This is a genomic window from Bradyrhizobium sp. Kon37 (assembly GCF_055807535.1).
Map to the genome: position 1 here is coordinate 89,045 of NZ_JBVVOY010000022.1, position 22,910 is coordinate 111,954.

A 22,910-nucleotide genomic window follows, 5' to 3' on the forward strand; every position below is an offset into this window, starting at 1 on the left:
TCACCTCACGCGATCTTCGGCAGGATTTGCGGACGCTTCGCCAGCACCATCACCGCGATACCGCCGATCACGGTGAGCATGCCGGCGAGGCGCAGCGGGCCGAACCGCTCCCCGAACACGATGCTGGACGCGGCCGAGCCGACGAACGGCACCAGCAGCGCGAATGGCACCACTTGCGCGGTGGGATAGTCACGCAGCAGCCGGCCCCACAGCCAATAGGCGATGCTGGTGGAGATGCCGCCGATCAACAGCATGCAAATGAGGCCGGTGAGCGACATGTGGATCAACGACTGCCAGGTCGGCGTCGGTCCGTTGACGACCAGCGTGAGCGCGAACAGCGGCACCGCGGTGGCGAGGCACAACCAGGCGAACAGATCGAACATCGGCACGCCGCGGGCCCCGCGCAGCAGGATATTGCCGACCGCAAAGCTGACCGGCGCGATCATCAGCACGGCGAAGGCACCGATGCTGAAATCATAGCCGACCGTGCCGCAGATCATCAAAAGACCGATTGCTGCGATGACGATACCAAGCGTCTGCACTGGCGTCGGCCGCTCACCGAATGCGATCGCGGCAAAGCCGATCGTGAACAGCGCCTGGCTCTGCACGACGACGCTGGTCAGGCCCACCGGCACGCCGTGGGCGATGCCATAGGCCTGGCTCAGAAACTGGCCGAGAAAGAGCGTGAAGCTGATCGCGATCAGGAGCGACCATGCGACCTTCGGCTTGCGAATGAACAGGCACGGGACCGCGGCAATGGTGAAGCGCATCGCCGTCATCAGCTCCGGCGAAAATTCGTCGAGCGCGATCCGGCTCGCCACGAAGGCAAGCCCCCAGATGATCGCCACCAGGATGGCGATGAGGATGTCGGCCGGCTTCATTGTCGTTCCCGGTTCTGCCCTGTCGTGCAGCCCTGTTTGTTGTTCTGGTCGAGCCTTGCTCGCCGGCCGTTACGTGGAAGAATTAGGTTTCCGCAGCAGATAGGTGCCGTGCATCGGGGCGTGGTAATCGGCCGAGACCAGCGTGAAGCCGACGTCGGTCAGCATCCGCTCCATGACCCAGCCAAAAGTGGAATATTCGTCGCGCATGTGAGTGACGACGCTTTCACGCGGAACATCGTGGTTCTTGATCTCGAAGTCGGCCCATTGCTCGACGTCGCGCTCGAGCGCATCGGGCATCGACGCGTAGACGATGTCGCGCAAATAGAAGGTGGCGCCGGGCTTGAGCGCGCGATAGATCCGCGACATCGCCACCGCCTTCCAGAAATCCGGCAGATGGTGCAGCGTGAACTCGCTGACGATCAGGTCATAGGATTCCGGCCGGTAGGCGAAGCTGAGCAGGCCGGCGGACTGCGTGCGGACGGGCGCCTTGCGGTCGCGCGCGTAGATCTCGGCGAGCGCCAGCATCGCGGGCGAGATGTCGATGGCGTCGACTTCGGCGCCCATCAGCGCGGCCTCGGTCGCGAGCACGCCGTTGCCGCAACCGATGTCGGCGATGCGCCAGCCGCGCTGGACGCCGAGCATCTTCAGGGCGGCGCGCGCCCGTAGATCGGCATCGTCATGACTGTCGTAGATCGAGGCCACTGCAGGCCCGATCCCCATCCGGTTCCGCTCGTTGTAATACCAGTCGCGCGCCAGCATGGCTCACATTCCTTCAGGCCCGCGGCCAATCGCGGCAACACCGGTGCGCGACACTTCGACGAGGCCGAGCGGACGCATCAGGTCGATAAACTGGTTGATCTTGTCGGTATTGCCTGTGATCTCGAACACAAAGCTCTCGGTGGTGGCGTCGATCACGCGGGCACGGAACGCGTCCGCCAGCCGCAGCGCCTCGACGCGATGCTCGCCCTCTCCGCGCACCTTGACCATTGCAAGCTCGCGCTCGATCGAGCGTTTCGTCAGCGTCATGTCGACGACGCGATACACAGGGATCATGCGGTCGAGCTGATGCTTGATCTGCTCGATCACCATCGGCGTGCCCGTGGTGACGATGGTGATGCGCGAGAGATGCTTCTGGCTCTCGGTCTCCGAGACCGTGAGGCTCTCGATGTTGTAGCCGCGCCCCGAGAACAGGCCGATGACGCGCGCGAGCACGCCGGGCTCGTTCTGCACGAGCACCGAAAGCGTGTGCGTCTCGTTCGGATCGTGGCGTTCCTCGATGAAATAGGCGGATGCGGGCTGGTTCATTGTCGTCCCCTTCATTCTCTCGTCACGCCGTCGCCCGATGAGCGACCGGCGCATCCGTCCCGACCCAACCGCGGAACAGATCGAAATCGATATTGCCGCCGGACAGCACGAGACCGACGCGCTTGCCCTGTAATTTGGTCTTTTCCTGAAGCGCTGCGGCGAGCGCGGCGGCGCCGGCGCCTTCGGCGAGATTATGCGTGTCAGTCCAGAGCGCACGGATCGCGAGCGCGATCTCATCGTCCGTCACCTGGACGATACGCGAGGCACCCTTGAGGATGACCGCGAGCGCTTCCGGATCGGGAATCCGCGTCGCCATGCCGTCCGCGAGCGTGTTGCTAGTCTCGGTGGTCACGACGCGGCCCGCCGCGAACGACAGCGCGTAGGACGGCGCCTCGGTCGATTGCACGCCGACGACCTCGGTCTTCAGGCCGAGCAGATCGCGCGCCATGATGCAGCCGCAGATTCCCGAGCCCTGCCCGATCGGCACATAGAGGATGTCGAGATCGGGCGCGGCCCGGAGCAATTCGCGCGCATAGGTCGCCACGCCCAGCACCAGGTCCGTATGGAACGACGGCACCATGTGCAGCCCGGCGAACTGCGCGTGGCGCCCGGCTTCCTCGCGTGCGGCCTGAAAGTCCTCGCCGTGCTCAACGAGTTCGGCGCCAAACGCCTTCATCGCGCGGTTCTTCTCGACCGAATTGCCGCGCGGCACATAGATCACGGCAGGCACGCCATGGCGGCTCGCCGCAAAGGCGAGGCTCTGGCCATGATTGCCGCGCGTCGCCGAGATGATGCCCGGAATGTTCGGCCGTTCGCGCTTCAGCCGATCGAGATAGACCAACCCGCCGCGCACCTTGAAGGCGCCCGTCGGCGTATGATTCTCGTGCTTGACCACGATCTGCGTGCCGAGCCGCTGGCTCAGCAGCGGCCAGGCGTGCGCCGGCGTCGGCGGCACCGCCTGCCCCACGATCGCATGCGCGCGTTCGAGCTCGTTCAGGTCGAACATCACGCTCACACCAGCGCCTTGCCGCCAGCGAACGCCTTTGCGGTGGCTTCGTCGTTCGCCTGCTCCGGCAACAGCATCTCGTTATGCGCCTTGCCGGAGGGGATCATCGGGAAGCAGTTTTCCAGCGACGCGACGCGGCAGTCGAACAGCACCGGGCGCTTGACCGAGATCATCTCCTGGATGGCGCCGTCGAGATCGCCGGGCTTGTGCACCTGGAAGCCGACGCCGCCATAGGCTTCCGCGAGCTTGACGAAGTCCGGCATCGCCTCCGAGTAGGAGTGCGACAGCCGGTTGCCGTGGAGCAGTTGCTGCCATTGCCGCACCATGCCCATGTACTGGTTGTTCAGGATGAATATCTTGATCGGCAGCTCGTACTGCACCGCCGTCGACATCTCCTGCATCGTCATCTGCACCGAGGCATCGCCCGCGATGTCGATGACGAGGCTGTCGGGATGGGCGACCTGCACGCCCACCGCCGCCGGCAGGCCGTAGCCCATGGTGCCGAGACCGCCCGAGGTCATCCAGCGATGCGGCTCCTCGAAGCCGTAGAACTGCGCGGCCCACATCTGATGCTGGCCGACCTCGGTGGTGATGTAGGTGTCCTTGCCGCGCGTCGCCTCGAACAGGCTCTGGATCGCGTGCTGCGGCAGGATGACGTCGTTGCTCTTCCTGTAATAGAGCGAGTTGCGGGCCCGCCACTGCGCGATCTGCTGCCACCACGCCTTGATGTCGGGCTTCTTCGCCTCCGCCTTGAACACCTGGAGAATGTCGCCGAGGATGTTGCCGCAGTCGCCGATGATCGGCACGTCAACGCGGATGTTCTTGTTGATCGAGGACGGGTCGATGTCGATGTGGATCTTCTTCGAGCCCGGCGAGAACGCATCGACGCGGCCGGTGATGCGGTCGTCGAAGCGCGCGCCGACGCACAGCATGACGTCGCAATCATGCATGGTCATGTTGGCTTCGTAGGTGCCGTGCATGCCGAGCATGCCGAGCCAGCTCTTGCCCGACGCGGGATATGCGCCGAGGCCCATCAGCGTGGAGGTGATCGGAAAGCCGGTGACCTCGACCAGCTCGCGCAGCAGCCTGGTGGCTTCAGGACCGGAATTGATCACGCCGCCGCCGCTGTAGATCACGGGGCGCTTGGCGCCTGCGAGCAGCGCCACGGCCTTGCGGATCTGCGTCGCATCGCCCTTCACCCGCGGCGCGTAGGAGCGGTGCACGTCGGACTTGCGCGGCGGATGATAGGTGCCGGTCGCGAACTGCACGTCCTTGGGCACGTCGACGAGCACCGGGCCCGGTCGACCCGTGGTCGCAACGTAAAACGCCTCGTGCAGCACCTTTGCGAGATCGTTGACGTCGCGCACCAGCCAATTGTGTTTGGTGCAGGGGCGCGTGATGCCGACGGTGTCGCATTCCTGGAACGCGTCGTTGCCGATCAGATGCGTCGGCACCTGGCCGGAGATGCAGACCAGCGGGATCGAGTCCATCAGCGCGTCGGTGAGCGGCGTCACCATGTTGGTGGCGCCGGGACCGGAGGTCACCAGTGCAACACCCGGCCTGCCGGTCGAACGCGCATAGCCCTCGGCGGCGTGGCCCGCACCCTGCTCGTGGCGGACCAGGATGTGCTGGACCTCGCTCTGCTGGAAGATCTCGTCGTAAATCGGGAGCACTGCGCCGCCGGGGTAGCCGAAAATGTCGGTCACGCCATGATCGATGAGCGCGCGGACGATCATCGCGGCGCCGGTCATCTGGTTCGGATCGTGGCTCTTGTCGCTCATTGGCTTGCTCCGGATGCGCTGTTGTCAGCGGCTTCGTTCGTGTCGGGTTTTCGGAAATAAAAAAGGCCCCGAAGAGGGCCCATGCACACCGCCTGTCATGTGGATGGCAGCTAGCCACCCCCGGCGGTGTGCCTGGGTACGACGGCGATAAGGAGTTTGGTAATAATATTACGCATGGCGGCGGCTCGGCTTCCCAAAGATTGCGCGAAACATAACGACCGGCGCCCCGATGTCAAGGCAATGCGGCCGTTCCCGCGCGATTTGGCAGTGTAGCGGTGTTCCCGGGGTTGGGCGAGAGGTAAATTCGGCGACCGAGGCACAAAAGCGTGTCAGCCGGGGTCCCGTGCTTCGTTCACGATCGCGGCCAGCCGGCCCCTCGTGTCCTCCGGCTTCAGCCACTCGAACTCGGGCAATTGGTGCCGGAACCAGGTGAACTGCCGTTTGGCGTAGTGGCGGGTGTCGGCGCGGCCGATGGAAGCCGCCTGCTCCAGGCTGAGCTCACCGCGCAGATGCCGGATTAGCGCCGGCACGCCATGAGCCTTCATCGCCGGCAGCAGCGGATCGAGGTCTCGGGCGGCGAGACGCTCGACCTCCTCCAGCGCGCCGGCCTCCAACATGACATCGAAGCGGGCGTCGATACGCGCATAGAGCTCGTCGCGCTCGGGCGCGAGGAACACGGCGCGAAAACTGTCCTTCGGCAGCAGCGGCGGCTGGCCCTCATGGTGCCAGTCCAGCAGCGAACGGCCGGTGGCTTCGACCACTTCGAGCGCGCGCGCAATGCGCGTGCGATCACGCAGGTTCAATCGCTCGGCGGCTCGCGGATCGGAGGCTGCGAGTTCCGCATGCAGCGCCTCAACGCCGTTCCGCTCCAGCCGCGACCGAACGTCCTCGCGCACCTCGACAGGGATCGGCGGCACCACGGAAAGGCCCGCCGTCAGCGCCTTGAAGTACAGCCCGGTCCCGCCGATGAAGATCGGCAGGCGGTCCTCCGCTTTCGCCTCTTCGAGCGCCTTGGCCGCGTCGCCCACCCAGGCGCCGGCCGAAAAATTCACGGCCGCATCGACATGCCCGTACAGGCGATGGGGCACCCGCGCCTCGTCGCCATCCGTGGGGCGCGCGGTGATGATGCGGAGGTCGCGGTAGACCTGCATCGAATCGGCATTGATCACGACCCCGTTCGCAGCGAGCGCAAGCTCGAGCGCCAGCGCCGACTTGCCGCTGGCGGTCGGGCCTGCGATAAGCACCGCCTTGCCAACATGCCTTCTGCCGACTTGCCCCTCGCTCACGAAAACCTCAAATGTCCCTCGTTGCCACGCTGATCTGCAACCCGAATAACCCCGCGCTCGACTCGACCATCGTCGACGGCGCCCGCGCCGTGCTGCCTCAGGCAACTCCCGCGCACTGGCTGTTCGACGGGGTGGCAGTCGATATCCCCTTCGGTGCCGACAGTAACCTCGAAGGCGACCGTCACGCCATCGAGCAGCGACTCCGCGAGATACGAGGCGACCTGCCCATCGACATCGTCGTGCAGCCAGTCGGCTTCCGGCGCAAGAAGCTTTTTCTCGCCGACATGGATTCCACCATGATCGGCCAGGAGTGCATCGACGAGCTCGCCGATTTCGTCGGGGTGAAGGCCCATGTGGCAGCCATCACCGAGCGCGCGATGCGCGGCGAGGTCGAGTTCGAGCCGGCGCTGCGCGAGCGCGTCGCGCTGCTCAAGGACCTCCCTGCCAGTGCCGTCGACGAGGTGCTGGCCAAGCGCATTACGCTGACGCCGGGTGGCCGCGAACTGGTCGCGACCATGCGCGCCCATGGCGCCTATGCCTGCCTCGTCTCCGGCGGCTTCACGCTGTTCACCAGCGCGGTCGCCACAAGGATCGGTTTCCAGGAGAACCGCGCCAACGAGCTCGTCGTCCGCGACGGCAAGTTCACCGGCGAGGTGAAGGAGCCGATCTTGGGGCGCGCGGCAAAGCTCGCGACGCTGGTGGATCTGATGGAGTCGTTCGATCTCGACGACGTCGACTCGCTGGCGGTCGGCGACGGCGCCAATGATCTCGCGATGATCCAGGCGGCGGGCCTGGGCGTGGCGTATCATGCGAAGCCTGCAGTGGCCGCCGCTGCGGCAGCCCGGATCGATCATGGCGATCTCACTGCGCTGCTGTATGCGCAGGGGTATCGACGTGAGGAGTTCGTGGAGGCGTAGCCTCCTCTCCGCTGTCATCACCCGCGAAAGCGGGTGATCCAGTATTCCAGAGACAGGGCGAGGATAAGGAAAAGCCGCGGCGTACTGGATGCCCCGCTTTCGCGGAGCATGACGGGGAATGTGTGGCTGCTCGTGCGCCTATTGCACGCTCAGCGCAACAAACCGCAGCTCGCCGTCGGCGTTCGAGACCAGCAGCAGCACCGACTTCTTGCCGTCCTTCTTGAGCTGGTCGACCCGCTTCTGGATGTCGGCGCCGCTGGAGACGCTCTCCTGCGCCACCTCGACGATGACGTCGCCGGCGGAGAGGCGCTTCTCGGCGGCATCCGAATTGGAGTCGACATTGGTGACGACCACGCCCTTGACGGTGTCCTTGATCTTGTAGCGCGTACGCAGATCCTTGCTCAGCGCCGCGAGATCGAGGCCGAGCGCCTTCTGTGTCACGGTCTTTTCAGGCGCGGGCTCGTCGGTCTTCACTGCGGCCTGCACCTTGTCGGGATCCTGCAGCCGGCCGAGCGTGACCTTCTTGGTCTCCTCCTGGCTCTTGCGGATGATGACGACATCGACCTCCTTGCCGACCGCCGTGTCGGCGACCACGCGAGAGAGATCCTTCGGGTCCTTGACGTCCTTGCCGTCGAACTTGACGACGACGTCGCCGGGCTCGATGCCGGCCGGTTTGGCCGGGCCCTTGTCGTCGACGCCGGCAACCAGCGCGCCGCGCGGCGGCTTGATGTTGAGGCTCTCGGCGATCTCGTCGGTGACGCTCTGGATGCGCACGCCCAGCCAGCCGCGGCGCAATTCGCCGAACTGGCGGAGCTGGTCGACGACACCCGCCACCGTCTTCGACGGTACGGCAAAGCCGATGCCGATCGAGCCCCCGGAGGGCGAGATGATCAGCGTGTTGACGCCGATGACGTCGCCATCGAGGTTGAACAGCGGACCGCCGGAATTGCCGCGGTTGATGGAGGCGTCGGTCTGAATGTAGCTGTCGTAGGGACCTGAGGAGATGTCACGGTTCTTCGCCGAGACGATACCGGCCGTCACGGTGCCGCCGAGGCTGAAAGGATTGCCGATCGCGACGACCCAATCGCCGAGGCGCAGCTTGTCGGAATCGCCGAACTTCACCGACACCAGCGGCTTCGGCGGCTTGAACTTCAGCACGGCGAGGTCGGTCTTCTTGTCGACGCCGACCAGGTCGGCCTTGATCTTGGTGCCGTCGTTGAGGATGACGTTGATCTCGTCGGCGTCCGCGATGACGTGGTTGTTGGTGACGACGACGCCTGATGTGTCGATAATGAAGCCGCTTCCGAGCGAGTTGGTCTTGCGCGGCGCCGGGCTATTCTCTCCGCCCTTGCTGCCGCCGCCGGGACCCTTCCGATTCTTGAAGAAGTCGTCGAAGAACTCCTCGAAGGGCGAGCCGGGCGGCAGTTGCGGCATGGCATTGCCGCCGCCGCCCTTGGCTTCGACGGTCTGCGAGGTCGAGATGTTGACGACCGCGTCGATCACCTTCTCGGCGACGTCGGCGATGCCATCCGGTCCGCGCGCAGAGGCCGGTGTGCCGAATGCGCTGAAAGCGCCAACGGCGAGCGCGGCCAGCCCTAAGCGCAAACGGGTCGGGGCAATAGTGGCAGCGGTCATTGTGATCTCCAGGAAACAAGGATTCGAGGTCAAGACTGCGCTCGAACGGGGGGACGGCGCAAGCGCGGACCTTAACGGGCCTCAAGACCCGGATAATAAGGCGAAAACCGGTCCCTCGCCTTCACTTTGGCGTTGGTGCGACGGCTAAATTGGACGTCGCATAACCCAGATCAGGACCAGGCCGGCCACGGCCGAACCGATGCCGACCGCCCGCAGAATGTTGTCCGGCGTGGCCATCGCGCTTTTCATGGCCTTGCGCATCCAGGCCGGGCTTGCCGCGAACATCAAGCCTTCCAGCACGAACAGGATGCCCAAACCGATGAGGAAGTCGGTGAACGCAATGGACCTCATCGGATTGGAACCTCCCGTTGTGCTGTTCTTGTCTGGACGAAGGGCGGCCAGACTTGCCGCCCGACTTGCCGCCCTTGTCTCACTTACGGCTTCGCTGGCGTCGTGGTCGCCGTCTTGCCGGACGGGTTACCAAAGAACCGGAAGAAATCCGAGTCCGGCCGCAGCAGGAAGCGGGTGTCGTTCGCGCGCAGCCCGGTTTCATAGGCCGCCATCGAGCGGTAGAAGGCGAAGAAATCCGCATCCTTGCCGTAGGCTTCGGCGAACAGACGGTTGCGCTCGGCATCGCCGACGCCGCGCGTCTGCTCGGCCAGCGACCTTGCATCCGCCTCGATCACGGTCGCCTCGCGGTCGGCCTTGGAGCGGATCTCCTGGGCCTTCTGGCCGCCCTGCGCGCGGAACTCGGCGGCTTCGCGCTCGCGTTCCGTCTTCATGCGCTGATAGACCGCCTGGCTGTTCTGCTCGGGCAGATCGGCACGGCGGATCCGGACGTCGACGACCTGGATGCCGTAGCCGTCCGCCTCGTGGTCGAGCTGATCGCGGATGCGCTGCATCAGCTTCTCGCGGTCGTCCCGGACCACGTTGATGAAGGTCACCTCGCCGAGCACGCGGCGCAGCGCTGCGTTCAAGAGCGTGGTGAGCTGGATATTGGCGGCCTGGATCGAGCCGATGCTCTGATAGAAGCGGAGCGCGTCCTTGATGCGGTAACGCGCGAAGGCGTCGACCACGAGCCGCTTCTGGTCGGACGCGATCGCTTCCTGCGACGGGTTCTCCAGATCGAGGATGCGCTTGTCGATGTTGATCACCGAATTCCACGGCGCCTTGAAGTGCAGGCCGGGATCGGTGACGACGTCGACGGGCCTGCCGAATTGCAGCACGATGGTCTGCTCGGTCTGCGCCACCGTGAACAGGGACATGTAGCCCACGATCACGACGAGCAGGAGGCCGAGCAGCGTGACGATGCCTGTGACCGGAGATCTCATCGGTTGCCTCCAGTCGTCTGCTGGCCGGTTGCAGGCGGCCGCTTGGCTGTCAATTCGCTGAGCGGCAGATAAGGCACGACGCCCTGGCCCGACTGGCCGCCGTCATAGATCAGCTTTTCCGAGCCGCCGAGCACGCGCTCCATCGTCTCCAGATAAATCCGTTCACGCGTCACGTCGGGCGCCTTCTTGTATTCCTCGTAAACCTTCAAGAAGCGCGAGCTCTGGCCCTTGGCCTCGGCGACCGTCTGCTCCCTGTAGCCTTCGGCGGCCTGCATGATCTGCGCCGCACGTCCGCGTGCCTGCGGCACGACCTGGTTGGCATAGGTCTGCGCCTCGTTCTGCAACTGCTCGAGGTTGGCGCGCGCTGCCTGGACGTCGCGGAAGGCGTCGATCACCTGCGCCGGCGGATCGACCTTCTGCATCTGCACCTGGCTGATCTGAATGCCGGCGCCGTAGCTGTCCAGGGTCTTCTGGATCAGTTCCTGCACGCCCTGTTCGGTGACGTTGCGCGCGCCGGTCAGGATCGGCTGGATCTGCGAGCGGCCGATCACCTCGCGCATCGCGCTCTCGGCGACCGCCTTCACGGTGCCTTCGGGATTCTGGATGTTGAAGAGGAAATCGCCGACGCCGTTGGGCTTGATGCGCCAGAGCACCGTGAAGTCGACGTCGACGATGTTCTCGTCGCCGGTCAGCATCAGGCTCTCTTCCGGCACGTCACGAATGGAGCGGCCGCGCCGCGCCGGATCGTCGATCAGCGTCATGCCGATGGAGATGGTGGACACGCGCAATGCCTTTGGCAGCAGCACGGTCTCGATCGGATAGGGCAGATGGTAGTTCAGGCCGGGCTCCACGGTGCGGACATGCTTGCCGAAGCGCAGCACGACGCCGAGCTCTTCGGACTGCACGCGGAAGAAGCCCGACAGCAGCCAGAACGCGACGATGAGCAGCACGATCAGCGTGATGCCGATGCCGGAGAAATAGCCACCCGGCATGATCTGCTGGAGGCGATCCTGGCCGCGCCGCAGAAGGTCTTCCAGATCCGGCGGCCTTGGCCCGACCGGTTGCGGGCCGTTGCCCCATGGTCCCTTCGGACCCGAGCCCCATGGGCCACCGCCCTGATTCTTCCACGGCATTCGACGCTCTCCTCGGCAGGGTGAAATTGCCCCCCGCCCGCTTTGTCCGGTCCGGCTTTATAGGGGACAGGCAGGTCCCTTACAACGCAGCCATCGCCGCCCTCCGAGCTAAGCTCGGGGGCAGAAAAGTCAATGTTAACATTGGCAAATGCGGTTAATGGCCCGCCCGCCGACGATATGTCACATAGGAGTAGTCGGCGCTGTCGTTGGGACCGGCGGGATGACGGATGCGCTCAACCTCATCCCACTCGGCCCTGTCGATGCCGAAATGCGTGTCGCCCTCGGGGCGGGCATGCACTTCCGTGATTTCGAGGCGATCGGCGCGATCGAGCCATTGCCGGAAGATTTCGGCACCGCCGATCACGGCGATCTCGGCGACCGAACGCCGCAGGGCATCGCCGCGCGCGATGGCGTCTGCGGCGGCAGTCGATGTCGTGACGATGGCGCCGATGGCGCGATAATCCGCGTCGCGCGTGACGACGATGTTGGTGCGGCCCGGAAGCGGCCGGGGCAGGGATTCGAAGGTCCTGCGGCCCATGATCACGGGCTTGCCGATCGTGAGCGCCTTGAAGCGCGCCATGTCGGATTTCATTCGCCATGGCATCGCGTTGCCGGCGCCGATGACGCCGTTCTCCGCGATCGCCACGACGAAGACGATCTCCATCAGGACGCGCTCCCGGCAAGCCGCGTCAGCGCAGGCCCGGTGACGCGGCACAGCGTCCAGTCGTCCAGCATGACGGCGCCGAGCGATTTGTAGAACGCGATCGACGGCGCGTTCCAGTCAAGCACCGCCCATTGCAGCCGCGACCAGCCGTTCTCGACGCATTCCCTGGCAAGGTGCACGAGCAGAGCCTTGCCGAGGCCCCTGCCCCGGTGTGACGGCCGCACATACAAATCTTCGAGATAGATGCCGTGGCGGCCGCTGAACGTCGAGAAATTCGCAAACCACACCGCGAAGCCGACCGGCTCGCCGTTCCACTCGGCGAGAGCGCAATGGAGTTGCGGTCGCTTGCCGAACAGCGCGTCGGCGATGTCAGCCTCGGTCGCCTCGACCTCGTGCGAAAGCTTTTCGTACTCGGCGAGCTCGCGGATGAAAGCAAGAACCAGCCCGGCTTCGCCGGGACGCACACGGCGGATGTTGAGCGACATCGACGTCAGACCGCGACTGCCGCCTTGATGTGCGGATGCGGATCGTAGCCGACGAGCTCAAAGTCCTCGTAACGGAAGGAGAAGATGTCCTTCACGTCGGGGTTGATCCGCATCACCGGCAGCGCGCGCGGCGCGCGCGTGAGCTGGAGCTTCGCCTGCTCCAGATGGTTGGAATAGAGATGGGTGTCACCGAACGAGTGCACGAAGTCGCCGGGCTTCAAGCCCGTGACCTGCGCCACCATCATGGTGAGCAGCGCGTAGGAGGCGATGTTGAAGGGCACCCCGAGGAACACGTCGGCCGAACGCTGATAGAGCTGGCACGACAGCTTGCCGTTGGCGACGTAGAACTGGAACAGGCAGTGGCACGGCGGCAGCGCCATCTTGTCGACCTCGGCGGGATTCCAGGCCGAGACGATCAGGCGGCGCGAGTCCGGATTGCGCTTGATCATGTCGATGACGTTCGCGATCTGATCGATACTGCGTCCGTCCGGCGCGGGCCAGGAGCGCCACTGATGGCCGTAGACGGGGCCGAGATCGCCATTGGCGTCGGCCCACTCGTCCCAGATGGTGACGCCGTTGTCGCGCAGATATTTGATGTTGGTATCGCCCTTCAGGAACCACAACAGCTCGTGCACGATCGCCTTCAGCGGCAGGCGCTTGGTGGTCAGCATCGGAAAACCGGCGGACAGGTTGAAGCGCATCTGATGGCCGAACACCGACAGCGTGCCGGTGCCGGTCCGGTCGGTCTTTTCGGCGCCGTCTGAAAGAATCCGCTCGAGCAGGTCCTGATACTGGTGCATGTGCGTGAGCCTTTGGGGAGGCGGCGAATTTAGCGGCCGCCCCCACGCTGCGACAGCGGCGATTCGCCATCCATACGCATTATACCCGAAAAAGTGAGTGTTCCCGGTGCAAACGACAAGGGGCGGAACTCGGCGTCACGCGCCTCGTCTATCAGATTGATCCTGCTGGCCAACTTGCCGGCTCGGGTTCGATCCACGGCGCGCCCGACGCTGGGCGGGTCGCCCCCTAGTTTTCGGATTCCGTGAACACCTCGTCGCGCTTGGCACGCAAGGCGGGCAACACCGTGAGCACCAGGAGGAAAGCGGCGATCGCGAGCAGCACGGCCGACAGCGGACGCGTCAGGAACACGCTCCAGTCGCCGCGCGAGATCAGCAGCGCGCGGCGCAGGTTCTCTTCCATCAGCGGTCCGAGCACCATGCCGAGCAGCAGCGGCGCCGGCTCGAAATCGTGCTTGATCAGCCAGTAGCCGACCAGACCGAACACGCCTGCGAGAATGACGTCGACCGGCGCGTTGTTCACCGAGTAGATGCCGATCGCGCAGAAGATCACGATCGATGGGAACATCAGCCGGTAGGGGACGCGCAACAGCCGCACCCAGATTCCGACCAGCGGCAGGTTGATGATGATCAGCATCAGATTGCCGATCCACATCGAGGCGATCATGCCCCAGACCAGCTCCGGCTGCTTCTGCATCACTTGCGGACCCGGCACGATGCCGTGGATGGTCATCGCGCCCACCATCAGCGCCATCACGGCGTTGGGTGGGATGCCGAGTGTCAGCAGCGGGATGAAGGAGGTCTGCGCCGCGGCATTATTGGCGCTTTCCGGCGCCGCCACACCCTCGATCGCACCGCGGCCGAACCGCGACGGGTTCTTGGCGATCTTCTTCTCGAGCGTGTAGGACGCAAAGGATGCGATGACAGCGCCGCCGCCCGGCAGGATGCCGAGGATCGAGCCGAGCACAGTGCCGCGCAGGATCGCAGGCGCCGAGTCGATCAGGTCTTTCCTGGTCGGCATCAGGCCTGTGATCTTCTGCTGCACCAGGTCGCGATTCATCTCGGCGCCGGCGTCGAGATTGCGGATGATCTCGGCGAAGCCGAACACGCCCATCGCCACCGTCGCGAAGCCGAGACCGTCGGCAAGCTCCGGAATGTTGAAAGCCATGCGCGAGGCGCCGGTCTCGATGTCGGAGCCGACCATCGACAGCATCAGGCCGAATACGATCATCGCGATCGCCTTCAGCACCGAGCCCTTGGCCAGCACCACCGCGAAGATCAGGCCGAGCACCATCAGCGAGAAATATTCGGCCGGACCGAACGCCAGCGCGAGCTTGGTCAGCGGCGCGCCGAGCACGGCAATGAGCACGGTCGCGACGCAGCCGGCGAAGAACGAGCCGATCGCCGCGATCGCCAGCGCCGGGCCGGCACGGCCCTGCTTCGCCATCTGGTGACCATCGATGGCCGTGACGACCGAGGTCGCCTCACCGGGAATGTTGACCAGGATCGAGGTGGTCGAGCCGCCATACTGGGCGCCGTAATAGATGCCGGCGAGCATGATCAGCGCGCCGACCGGCGGCAATCCGAACGTGATCGGCAGGAGCATCGCCACGGTTGCGACGGTGCCGATACCGGGCAGCACGCCAACCAGCGTGCCGACCAATGCGCCAATCAGGCACATGAGAATGTTGATCGAGATCGGCAGCGACAGACCGTAGAGCCACCAGGGTGACCACCAGGAGATCTGAAACACCACACCGAAACCAAGGCCCAGATTGTGGAAGAGATCGAACATCACACCCTCACTGAACCAGGAAGCGCGGGAACATCGGCATCGGCAGCCCCAGCACATAGGGGAAGAGCAGCGCGCAACCGAGCGTCAGGCAGGCGCCGACGATGATCGCTTCGACCCAGCGCGTTTCATGCGTGCCCATCGCCGAGATCAGGAAGCTCGTGAACGCCGTCACCACCACGCCAAGTGGACGAATCGCCAGGGCGAAGAAGACGATCGAGATCATCACGAAGAGCGGCCCGCGCCAGGCATAGTGCGCCATCGCCGGCCCGTCGGTCAGCAGTCCCGTCAACGCAATGCCGGCGCCAAGTGCAACCAGGAGCCCGCCAAACATCCGCGGCGCCGTGCCGGCGCCGAAGGAGAAGCCCCGCATGCCCTGCAAATCGCTGGAGGCCCACAGTGCGAACAAGGCGAGCGCCATCAGCACGATTCCGCCGACATAGTCCTGCGCCGACCTGATCGTCATGAAGAACGTGAGAATCGCCACCGCAAAGACCGGATAGGAATAGATCAGCGCCAGCAGCACATCGGATGACGCCTTCTTGGTGTCACCGCCGACCGCCCCGAGCAACGCGCCGGGCGCCCCCGCGAGCAGCGCCGTAGCATGGCTGATCACCACGGCGGCCGGCCCGCGTCCCGCGCCCCAGCCAAAGATCGTCCCGAACGACCAGATGAATTCGAAAATCTGCGGCGCTATGGCCAGCAGACAAAAACTGATCACCACCGAGGTGTTTCGGTTGGCTGTCGCCGAGTGGCCCATCGTATCGGCCATGCATGTCTCCTCCGCGACCCGTAAGCCACGAGCAATGTTGTTCTAATCGGCTGGAAATCGATGCCCCCGCCCGGATCCCTGCCTAGCCATTTTCATTACACAATGCCAGCAAAACCCAACAAGCCCCCGACCAGCAAAATCCATAGTGGATTGATGCGCGAGACGGATGCGACCACTGCAACCGTCGCGGTCAGAAGCAGCGCAGCAAGCGTACGATCGGTCGACTCGGCGAGGATCAGGGCGCTCGCCGCCATCAAGCCGATCGAGAGCGGAACCAGTGCAGCCTGGATCAGCCCGGGCCAGCGCGATTGGCTCGGCCGATTGAGGAGCCGGCTGACATAATAGGCAAGCAGCGCGGTGGGCAGGCACATGGCCAAGGTCGCCGCCAGGGCGCCGGGGATGCCGGCGACGGCATAGCCGATTAACGTGACGATAAGGACGTTCGGACCTGGTGAGAGCTGCGCGATCGCATAGGCGTCGGCGAACTGCTTGTCGGTCATCCAGTGATGCACATCGACCGCGATGCGGTGCATCTCGGGCACGGCCGCCGCGGCGCCGCCGACTGCGAACAGCGACATCAGACCGAAGGTCGAGATCAGCGCCCAGATCGGGTTCTCCGCGTTCATGCTGCTACCTTCCGCCGCATCAGGGAGGTGGCGCCGATACTGACGGGGATCGCGACCAAGAGCACCGCCTGGAGCGGCAGGCGAAGGACGCCGATGGCGAGGAAGACGCCCAGCATCAGGATGAGCGCGACGGCGTCCAGCCGCTTGAGCAGCGGCGTCATCATCCGAAAGACCACCGCGATCAAGAGGCCGACGGCCGCACAGGAGATGCCCGCGAGAATGCGGCGCAGCACCTCCACATCGCCGAACCGGGCATAGACGATCGCGAGCACCGTCATGATCAGCGTGGGCGGCAGCAACAGCCCCGCAAAGGCGGCAATGCCGCCGGCGATCCCGCGCAGCCGCGCGCCGAACACCATCGACAGATTGACGATGTTGGGCCCGGGCAGGAAATGGCAGAGCGCAAATGTCTCGTTGAACTCGTCCGCCGTCATCCAGCGGTGCTGCTCGACGATGGCCTGCCGGGCGAACACCAAAACCCCGCCGAAGCCCGCCAGCGACATCCGGGCGAAGGCCAGGAACAGCGCGAGCAAGCCCGGCGGAACGGCGCTGGTGGCGGGACGGTCCGGCTCTTGAACTGGTTGTTGGGCGGCCGGTGCGGAATCCTCGGACATGTCAGGAGCTTAGAACGCCGGCCGGCGCGCGGCCAAGCCTGCCGGGAACCTATCCCAAGGGAACCTCGGAATGGTCGCTCGAAACACCTGTTATTTGAAACCTTTGCCCCCTATATTGGGAGTGCCGGTTCGCCGGCTATGGAAATAAACGGTCGTCGCAATAAACCATTCGGACCCGGGGGCGGTACCCGGCGCCTCCACCAAAGCCCACCAGTGGGCTAGCCCTGAAAGCGGGCTTTGGCGGGGGCGAAATAGGATCGACGAGGGCGTAAAGGGCGTTCTTTTTCTCGGTATTGTTCCGCCGTTATCGGGCTATGCAATAGTTGCCAACGACAACTTTGCTCCGGTTGCTCAGGCTGCGTAACGCAGTTTGAAAGACCATTCTGAAGTCCTAACGGGTTAAGCTCCGTTAGGCGGGGTTCGGAGGCACCTGGCAACAGAAGCCTCCACTTACCTCTTATTTCCTACCCCGCGGGGACTCCTGTTGACCCGTCAGGCGCGGTACTATTGCGGCTTGGCGAGTCGGGCCGGCAGGGCCCAGCTCCTGGAATGCAACAGGACCACCATGGCGACCGATCATATCCGATACGATGTGCTGGCCCGCGACGCGCTGCGCGGCGTGTTGCGCAAGGTGCTGACCGACGCCGCGTCCCAGGGACTGCCCGGCGAGCATCATTTCTTCATCACCTTCGTGTCGAAGGCCGACGGCGTGAAATTGTCGTCGCGGCTGCTGGCCCAGTATCCGGAAGAGATGACGATCATCCTGCAGCACCAGTTCTGGGATCTGACCGTGCTTGAGGACCGCTTCGAGGTCGGCCTGTCCTTCGGGGGCATTCCGGAGCGGCTGATCGTGCCATTCAGCGCCATCAAGAGCTTCCTCGATCCGTCCGTGAAATTCGGCCTCCAGTTCGACACCTCCGATGTCGCCGACGTTTCGGCCGAGACATTGCCGGCCGCTCCCGCCCCATCCGCGGTCGCGGTGCCCGCTGCCACTGAACCGGCGGAAGGCACTGAGGAGCCGGCGGCTCCGAACCAGGGCGGCGCCGAAGTCGTGCGATTGGATCGTTTCCGCAAGAAATGATCTAGATCGGACTGGCGCCCGTCGCAGGCGGCCAAACTCCCTATATAGAGGCACATGAAGAGGCCGCGTGGCATTTCGCGCGGCGGAATGGATGTGCTCATGGCCAAAACTTCCCTCTCGAAGAGTTCCCGCTCGACGGCTGCCCGCTCGAAGACCGACCGTTCCTTGCGCCCGGCGACCCGCACCGAGACCGACAGCTTCGGCCCCATCGAGGTCCTCGCCGATCGCTATTGGGGGGCGCAGACCGAACGCTCGCGCCAGAATTTTCGCATCGGCATCGATCGCATGCCGATCGCGCTCGTGCATGCGCTCGGCATCGTCAAGCTCGCCGCGGCGCAGACCAACCAGGAGCTCGGCCTGCTCGACCGGCGCCGCGCCAATGCCATCATCCGCGCCGCGCGCGAGGTGATCGAGGGCAAGCTGGACGATCATTTTCCGCTGGTGGTGTGGCAGACCGGCTCGGGCACCCAGAGCAACATGAATCTCAACGAGGTCATCGCCAATCGCGCCAATGAGCTCCTCGGCGGCGAGCTCGGCGCCAAGAAGCCGGTCCATCCCAACGATCACGTCAACATGAGCCAGTCGTCGAACGACTCGTTCCCGACCGCGATGCACATCGCGGCGGCAAGCCGCATCACCGCCGATCTCGTCCCTGCCCTCGGCGAATTGCTGCGCGCGCTGCGCAAGAAGGAGAAGGAGTTCGCAAAGATCGTCAAGATCGGCCGCACCCACACCCAGGACGCGACGCCGCTGACACTCGGCCAGGAATTTTCCGGCTATGCCGCCCAGATCGAAAGCGGCATCGCCCGGCTTAAGGTCGCGGTGAAGGAGCTCTATCCGCTGGCGCAGGGCGGCACCGCCGTCGGCACCGGGCTCAATTCGAAGCCGCGCTTTGCAAAACTGTTCGCAAAGCACGTTGCCGGGATTACCAAGCTGCCCTTCACCAGCGCCGCCAACAAATTCGAGGCGCTGGCCTCGAACGACGCCTATGTGCTGGCGCACGGCGCCATCAACTCGGTCGCGACAGGCCTGTTCAAGATCGCCAACGACATCCGCCTGCTCGGATCGGGCCCGCGATCGGGCCTCGGCGAACTGATGCTGCCGGAGAACGAGCCGGGCTCCTCGATCATGCCGGGCAAGGTCAATCCGACGCAGTGCGAGGCGATGACGATGGTGTGCTGCCAGGTGTTCGGCAATCACACCGCGATCACGGTCGCCGGCAGCCAGGGCCATTTCGAGCTCAACGTCTACAAGCCCGTGCTGGCCTACAACATGCTGCACTCGATCCGGCTGATGGCGGACGCCGCGCGCTCCTTCACCGAGCATTGCGTCAGCGGCATCCGCGCCGACGAGAAGCGCATCAAGGAACTGATGCAGCGTTCGCTGATGCTGGTGACGGCGCTCGCCCCCAAGATCGGCTACGACAACGCGGCCAAGGTGGCCAAGACGGCGCATGCCAACGGCACCACCCTGAAGGAAGAGGCGCTGCGGCTCGGCTTCGTCTCGGCGGACGAGTTCGACCGTCTGGTGCGCCCCGAGAAGATGACCAGCCCGGGATAAATTCCGAATTCCGATAGCCATCCGTAATGATACGGAGCCCCAAGCTCCATTAAATGTAGGGCTTAACGGACGGGATTTGATTACCGTCAATGTCGCGGCGGGGTTGCGTGTTACGCAGCCCCTCCGTCCCCACGGGGCGGAATTCATCGTTTGATGGCCCAAGGGTCGATTGACGAGGACAAGCGAATGGCGATCAAATCTCATTGGGCGCAGTGCGGCGCACAGTTTCTGAATGTTTCATCCTGCCCACGGAGGATCGGATGATGGAGACGCGACATGGGGAACGTCATCAACCTGAATCGTTTCCGGAAGCGCGCCGAGCGGCAAGCCACGGCGAAGCAGGCGGACGCCAACCGAACGAAGTTCGGCCGCACGAAGGCGGAGCGGTCGGCGGAGGAGACGCGCGCGGACCAGGCGAAGGCGCACCTGGACCAGCACCAGATCGATCGCGAGGAGCAGCCATGAAGTCGCCCGTCGTGAAACGGTCGATCGTCGTCGCCGGCCACAAGACCAGCGTCAGCCTGGAAGAGGCGTTCTGGAACGGCATGAAGGAGATCTCGGGCCTGCGCAACATGACGCTGTCCGAGCTGGTCGGCGAGATCGACGGCAACCGCCAGCAGGGCAATCTGTCCTCGGCGATCCGCCTGTTCGTGCTCGACTACTTCAAGAGCCGCGCCATGGCCGCCATCCAGGCGGAAAAGGTCCCGGCCCAGTAGCCGTCTTGGCGCCGATCCTGACGCCGATCTTGGCGCCAATCGCCTTCGTCACGAAGCTGGCACTTTAAAATCACTCTAAGGTGCAGTTTCAGCGACCGAGCGCGCTTGACCTCGATGCCCTGCGTTGAAAATACAGGGCATGACCGACATCCATGATACGCGTCCGCAGATGCCGCTGGGCCTGGCCCAGCGCGGCTATACCGGCGTCATCCAGCACCTTTCCCCCAAGGACGCAGGCTCGGCGCTCTCGGACATCGAGCTCGAGAGCCGGCTGATCGAGCTCGGCTTCGTCGAGGGCGCCCGGGTCGAGGTCCTGCACGAGGGGCTGGTCGGCCGCGACCCGATCGCCGTGCGGGTCGACAGCATCACCATCGCGGTCCGCCGTCGCGAAGCCATGGCCATTATCGTCGCCTGAAGCGACCGGACCCCAACTCCATGGAATTGCCCCTACTTCATCTGGCCCTGGTGGGCACGCCAAACAGCGGCAAGACCTCGCTGTTCAATGCGCTGACCGGCAGCCGGCAGAAGGTCGCGAACTATCCCGGCGTCACCGTCGAGCGCAAGGAAGGCTTCTTCGTCACGCCCATGGGACGCCAGGTCTCCGTGGTCGACCTGCCCGGCACCTATTCGCTGCGCGGCCGCAGCCCGGACGAGGAGATCACCCGCGACTTCGTGCTCGGCAAGGCTTCCGGCGAGACCCTGCCCGACCTCGTGCTGTGCGTGGCGGATTCGACCAATCTGCGCCTGACCATCCGCCTGCTGCTGGAGCTCAAGCGCACCGGCCGGCCGATGATCCTCGTGCTCAACATGTTCGACATCGCGACCCGCCGCGGCATCACTGTCGACGTCGAGCGGCTCGCCAAGGAGCTCGGCGTGCCCGTGGTCACCTCGATCGCGGTGCGCAAGGGCGGCACGGCCGACCTGCTGTCGCTGACCGACGAGATTTCGGCAAAGCTCGCCGCCGAGCCGGGCGAGAACAATTGGCGGGCGCTCAGCGTGGCCGATCTGCGCGCCACCCAGCGCGAAGCCGACCGCATCATCGCCGATTGCGTCAGCCTGCCCAGCCGGCCCGACACCTGGACCGCGCGGATCGACGCGATCGTGCTGCATCCCGTCGGCGGGCTGATCGTGCTCGCGGCTATCCTGTTCGTGATGTTCCAGGCGGTGTTCGCCTGGGCGCAGCCGCTGATGGAGCTGCTCAACTCGGGTTTCGATTCGCTCGGCGAGTTCGTGCATGCCACCCTGCCCGCCGGCCTGCTGCTGAGCTTCCTGCAGAACGGCGTGATATCAGGCGTCGGCAGCGTGATCGTGTTCCTGCCGCAGATCATCATCATCTTCCTATTCATCCTGCTGCTGGAAGATTTCGGCTACATGGCGCGCGCCGCGTTCCTGATGGACCGCATCATGGGCGGCGCCGGGCTGCACGGCCGCGCGTTCATCCCGCTGCTGTCGAGCTTTGCCTGCGCCATCCCCGGCATTATGGCCACACGCGTAATCGACAACAAGCGCGACCGGCTGACCACGATCCTGATCGCGCCGCTGATGACCTGTTCGGCGCGCATTCCCGTCTACACGCTGATCATCTCCGCCTTCATTCCGGCAAAAGACGTCTGGGGCTTCATCAACCTCCAGGGCCTCGTGATGTTCGGCCTCTATGCCGTCGGCATCGCCAGCGCGCTTGCCGTCTCGTTCCTTATCAAATTCTTCATGCTGCGCGACTATGCGCCGGCGCCGTTCATGCTGGAGCTGCCGGACTACAAGATGCCGCGGCTGAAATCGATCGCGATCGGCGTCTACACGCGGGCCAAGATGTTCCTGCACCGCGCCGGCACCACGATCTTCTCGATGATGGTGCTGATCTGGTTCCTGGCCTCGTTCCCGCAGCCACCCGCGGGCGCCACCGAACCGGCGATCGACTTCAGCCTGGCCGCGATCATCGGCAAGGCGCTCGAGCCGCTGCTGGCGCCGGTCGGCTTCAACTGGCAGATCGCGGTCGCGCTGATCCCGGGCATGGCGGCGCGCGAGGTCGCGGTCGCAGCACTCGGCACCGTCTATGCGATCGAAGGCGGCAAGGAAGCGGCCGAGCAGATCGGCCAGGTGCTGGCGACGAAATGGTCGCTCGCGACCGCGCTGTCGATGCTGGCCTGGTACATCTTCGCCCCGCAATGCGCATCCACGCTGGCCGTGATCCGGCGCGAGACCGGAAGCTGGACCTGGATGGCCGTCACCTTCTTCTACATGCTGGTGCTGGCCTACGCCGCGAGCCTTCTGACCTACAATGTCGCGGTCGCGTTCGGGGCGGGGTAGCCCCTCTAAAAATTAAAAAGCGCGAAAACAACCCCATGCACAGTAGACGGGGGTTGTGAAATCAATGGCTTACGCGTGTGCTAAAATCAGCTGACCGTCGCTGGCCAGAACCAACGCCGGCACACAAGGCCGGTTGCGCCGTCGGGCAAAACAGGCGCATGATGGTAGTGTCAGAGAATTGGCGAGACGCTCGGTGACGGCAAGATACCGGAGGCCTGGCA

At 64.6% G+C, this 22,910-nt stretch carries 24 protein-coding genes and 1 other RNA gene; 8 read left to right on the plus strand and 17 right to left on the minus strand.

Translation table 11 applies throughout. From position 1 onward, the window contains the following. Positions 1–5: 5 nt before the first annotated feature. From AC0L3J_RS29890 to miaA, 6 genes are all read right to left on the minus strand, one after another. Positions 6–881 (minus strand): EamA family transporter, encoded by an 876-nt coding sequence (locus AC0L3J_RS29890; RefSeq protein WP_473349409.1) that lies wholly within the window; start codon positions 879–881, stop codon positions 6–8. Between the two features lie 69 nt (positions 882–950). After that, the gene (locus tag AC0L3J_RS29895; RefSeq protein ID WP_456768489.1) at positions 951–1,640 is read right to left on the minus strand and encodes a class I SAM-dependent methyltransferase; all 690 of its coding nucleotides are present in this window, start codon (positions 1,638–1,640) and stop codon (positions 951–953) included. Positions 1,641–1,643: 3 nt separating this feature from the next. Next, complete coding sequence (ilvN, locus tag AC0L3J_RS29900) at positions 1,644–2,186, minus strand: acetolactate synthase small subunit (RefSeq protein WP_027519532.1); 543 nt, start codon at positions 2,184–2,186, stop codon at positions 1,644–1,646. 22 nt (positions 2,187–2,208) lie between these two features. After that, complete coding sequence (locus AC0L3J_RS29905; protein ID WP_473349410.1) at positions 2,209–3,192, minus strand: threonine dehydratase; 984 nt, start codon at positions 3,190–3,192, stop codon at positions 2,209–2,211. A 5-nt stretch (positions 3,193–3,197) separates the two neighbouring features. Further along, positions 3,198–4,973 carry an acetolactate synthase 3 large subunit gene (locus tag AC0L3J_RS29910; RefSeq protein ID WP_007613345.1) on the minus strand — a complete coding sequence of 592 codons (1,776 nt, stop codon included), beginning with the start codon at positions 4,971–4,973 and terminating at the stop codon, positions 3,198–3,200. A gap of 329 nt (positions 4,974–5,302) precedes the next feature. Beyond that, positions 5,303–6,259, minus strand: coding sequence for a tRNA (adenosine(37)-N6)-dimethylallyltransferase MiaA (miaA, locus tag AC0L3J_RS29915; protein WP_473349411.1), 957 nt, complete (start codon positions 6,257–6,259; stop codon positions 5,303–5,305). 11 nt (positions 6,260–6,270) lie between these two features. Here miaA and serB point away from each other — a divergent pair, with 11 nt between their 5' ends. After that, positions 6,271–7,176: a phosphoserine phosphatase SerB gene (serB, locus tag AC0L3J_RS29920; protein WP_473349412.1), complete on the plus strand. Its 906-nt coding sequence runs from the start codon at positions 6,271–6,273 to the stop codon at positions 7,174–7,176. Positions 7,177–7,314: 138 nt separating this feature from the next. On the opposite strand, the gene AC0L3J_RS29925 is transcribed toward serB, so the two are convergent. The 11 genes from AC0L3J_RS29925 to AC0L3J_RS29975 form a co-directional block, all read right to left on the minus strand. Then, positions 7,315–8,811: a Do family serine endopeptidase gene (locus tag AC0L3J_RS29925; protein ID WP_473349413.1), complete on the minus strand. Its 1,497-nt coding sequence runs from the start codon at positions 8,809–8,811 to the stop codon at positions 7,315–7,317. Positions 8,812–8,955: 144 nt separating this feature from the next. Then, positions 8,956–9,162: a DUF2065 domain-containing protein gene (locus AC0L3J_RS29930; RefSeq protein WP_473349414.1), complete on the minus strand. Its 207-nt coding sequence runs from the start codon at positions 9,160–9,162 to the stop codon at positions 8,956–8,958. Between the two features lie 83 nt (positions 9,163–9,245). Next, positions 9,246–10,142 (minus strand): protease modulator HflC, encoded by an 897-nt coding sequence (gene hflC, locus AC0L3J_RS29935; protein WP_473349415.1) that lies wholly within the window; start codon positions 10,140–10,142, stop codon positions 9,246–9,248. Beyond that, on the minus strand, positions 10,139–11,275 hold the full coding sequence (hflK, locus tag AC0L3J_RS29940; RefSeq protein ID WP_007600977.1) for an FtsH protease activity modulator HflK: 1,137 nt from the start codon (positions 11,273–11,275) through the stop codon (positions 10,139–10,141). The genes hflC and hflK overlap by 4 nt, the downstream gene beginning before the upstream one ends. A 154-nt stretch (positions 11,276–11,429) precedes the next feature. Then, complete coding sequence (locus tag AC0L3J_RS29945) at positions 11,430–11,939, minus strand: dihydrofolate reductase (RefSeq protein ID WP_473349416.1); 510 nt, start codon at positions 11,937–11,939, stop codon at positions 11,430–11,432. Then, the gene (locus tag AC0L3J_RS29950) at positions 11,939–12,424 is read right to left on the minus strand and encodes a GNAT family N-acetyltransferase (RefSeq protein WP_473349417.1); all 486 of its coding nucleotides are present in this window, start codon (positions 12,422–12,424) and stop codon (positions 11,939–11,941) included. The genes AC0L3J_RS29945 and AC0L3J_RS29950 overlap by 1 nt, the downstream gene beginning before the upstream one ends. Positions 12,425–12,429: 5 nt before the next feature. Then, entirely contained in the window at positions 12,430–13,224 is a 795-nt protein-coding gene (locus tag AC0L3J_RS29955) for a thymidylate synthase (RefSeq protein ID WP_007613362.1), read from the minus strand. Between the two features lie 226 nt (positions 13,225–13,450). Continuing rightward, on the minus strand, positions 13,451–15,016 hold the full coding sequence (locus AC0L3J_RS29960; protein WP_007600973.1) for a tripartite tricarboxylate transporter permease: 1,566 nt from the start codon (positions 15,014–15,016) through the stop codon (positions 13,451–13,453). 7 nt (positions 15,017–15,023) lie between these two features. Then, a complete protein-coding gene (locus tag AC0L3J_RS29965) occupies positions 15,024–15,785 on the minus strand; it encodes a tripartite tricarboxylate transporter TctB family protein (protein ID WP_456768481.1) in 762 nt (253 codons plus the stop codon). Between the two features lie 95 nt (positions 15,786–15,880). Further along, positions 15,881–16,411 carry a chromate transporter gene (locus tag AC0L3J_RS29970; protein WP_027519544.1) on the minus strand — a complete coding sequence of 177 codons (531 nt, stop codon included), beginning with the start codon at positions 16,409–16,411 and terminating at the stop codon, positions 15,881–15,883. Next, positions 16,408–17,025: a chromate transporter gene (locus AC0L3J_RS29975; protein WP_473349418.1), complete on the minus strand. Its 618-nt coding sequence runs from the start codon at positions 17,023–17,025 to the stop codon at positions 16,408–16,410. Before AC0L3J_RS29975 ends, AC0L3J_RS29970 begins: the two co-directional genes overlap by 4 nt. 84 nt (positions 17,026–17,109) lie before the next feature. On the opposite strand from AC0L3J_RS29975, the gene ssrA reads away from it, so the two are divergent. The 7 genes from ssrA (at position 17,110) to feoB (ending at position 22,689) form a co-directional block, all read left to right on the plus strand. Next, positions 17,110–17,476, plus strand: a transfer-messenger RNA (tmRNA) gene (gene ssrA, locus AC0L3J_RS29980). Positions 17,477–17,590: 114 nt separating this feature from the next. After that, positions 17,591–18,106, plus strand: coding sequence for an SspB family protein (locus tag AC0L3J_RS29985; RefSeq protein WP_473349419.1), 516 nt, complete (start codon positions 17,591–17,593; stop codon positions 18,104–18,106). A gap of 87 nt (positions 18,107–18,193) precedes the next feature. Next, on the plus strand, positions 18,194–19,666 hold the full coding sequence (gene fumC / locus AC0L3J_RS29990; RefSeq protein WP_473349420.1) for a class II fumarate hydratase: 1,473 nt from the start codon (positions 18,194–18,196) through the stop codon (positions 19,664–19,666). A 276-nt stretch (positions 19,667–19,942) separates the two neighbouring features. After that, the gene (locus AC0L3J_RS29995; RefSeq protein WP_027570789.1) at positions 19,943–20,131 is read left to right on the plus strand and encodes a DUF4169 family protein; all 189 of its coding nucleotides are present in this window, start codon (positions 19,943–19,945) and stop codon (positions 20,129–20,131) included. Beyond that, positions 20,128–20,382: a ribbon-helix-helix domain-containing protein gene (locus AC0L3J_RS30000; protein WP_007600962.1), complete on the plus strand. Its 255-nt coding sequence runs from the start codon at positions 20,128–20,130 to the stop codon at positions 20,380–20,382. Before AC0L3J_RS29995 ends, AC0L3J_RS30000 begins: the two co-directional genes overlap by 4 nt. A gap of 139 nt (positions 20,383–20,521) precedes the next feature. Then, on the plus strand, positions 20,522–20,797 hold the full coding sequence (locus AC0L3J_RS30005; protein WP_007600961.1) for a FeoA family protein: 276 nt from the start codon (positions 20,522–20,524) through the stop codon (positions 20,795–20,797). Between the two features lie 20 nt (positions 20,798–20,817). Continuing rightward, on the plus strand, positions 20,818–22,689 hold the full coding sequence (gene feoB, locus AC0L3J_RS30010; protein WP_473349421.1) for a ferrous iron transporter B: 1,872 nt from the start codon (positions 20,818–20,820) through the stop codon (positions 22,687–22,689). Positions 22,690–22,910 lie beyond the last annotated feature (221 nt).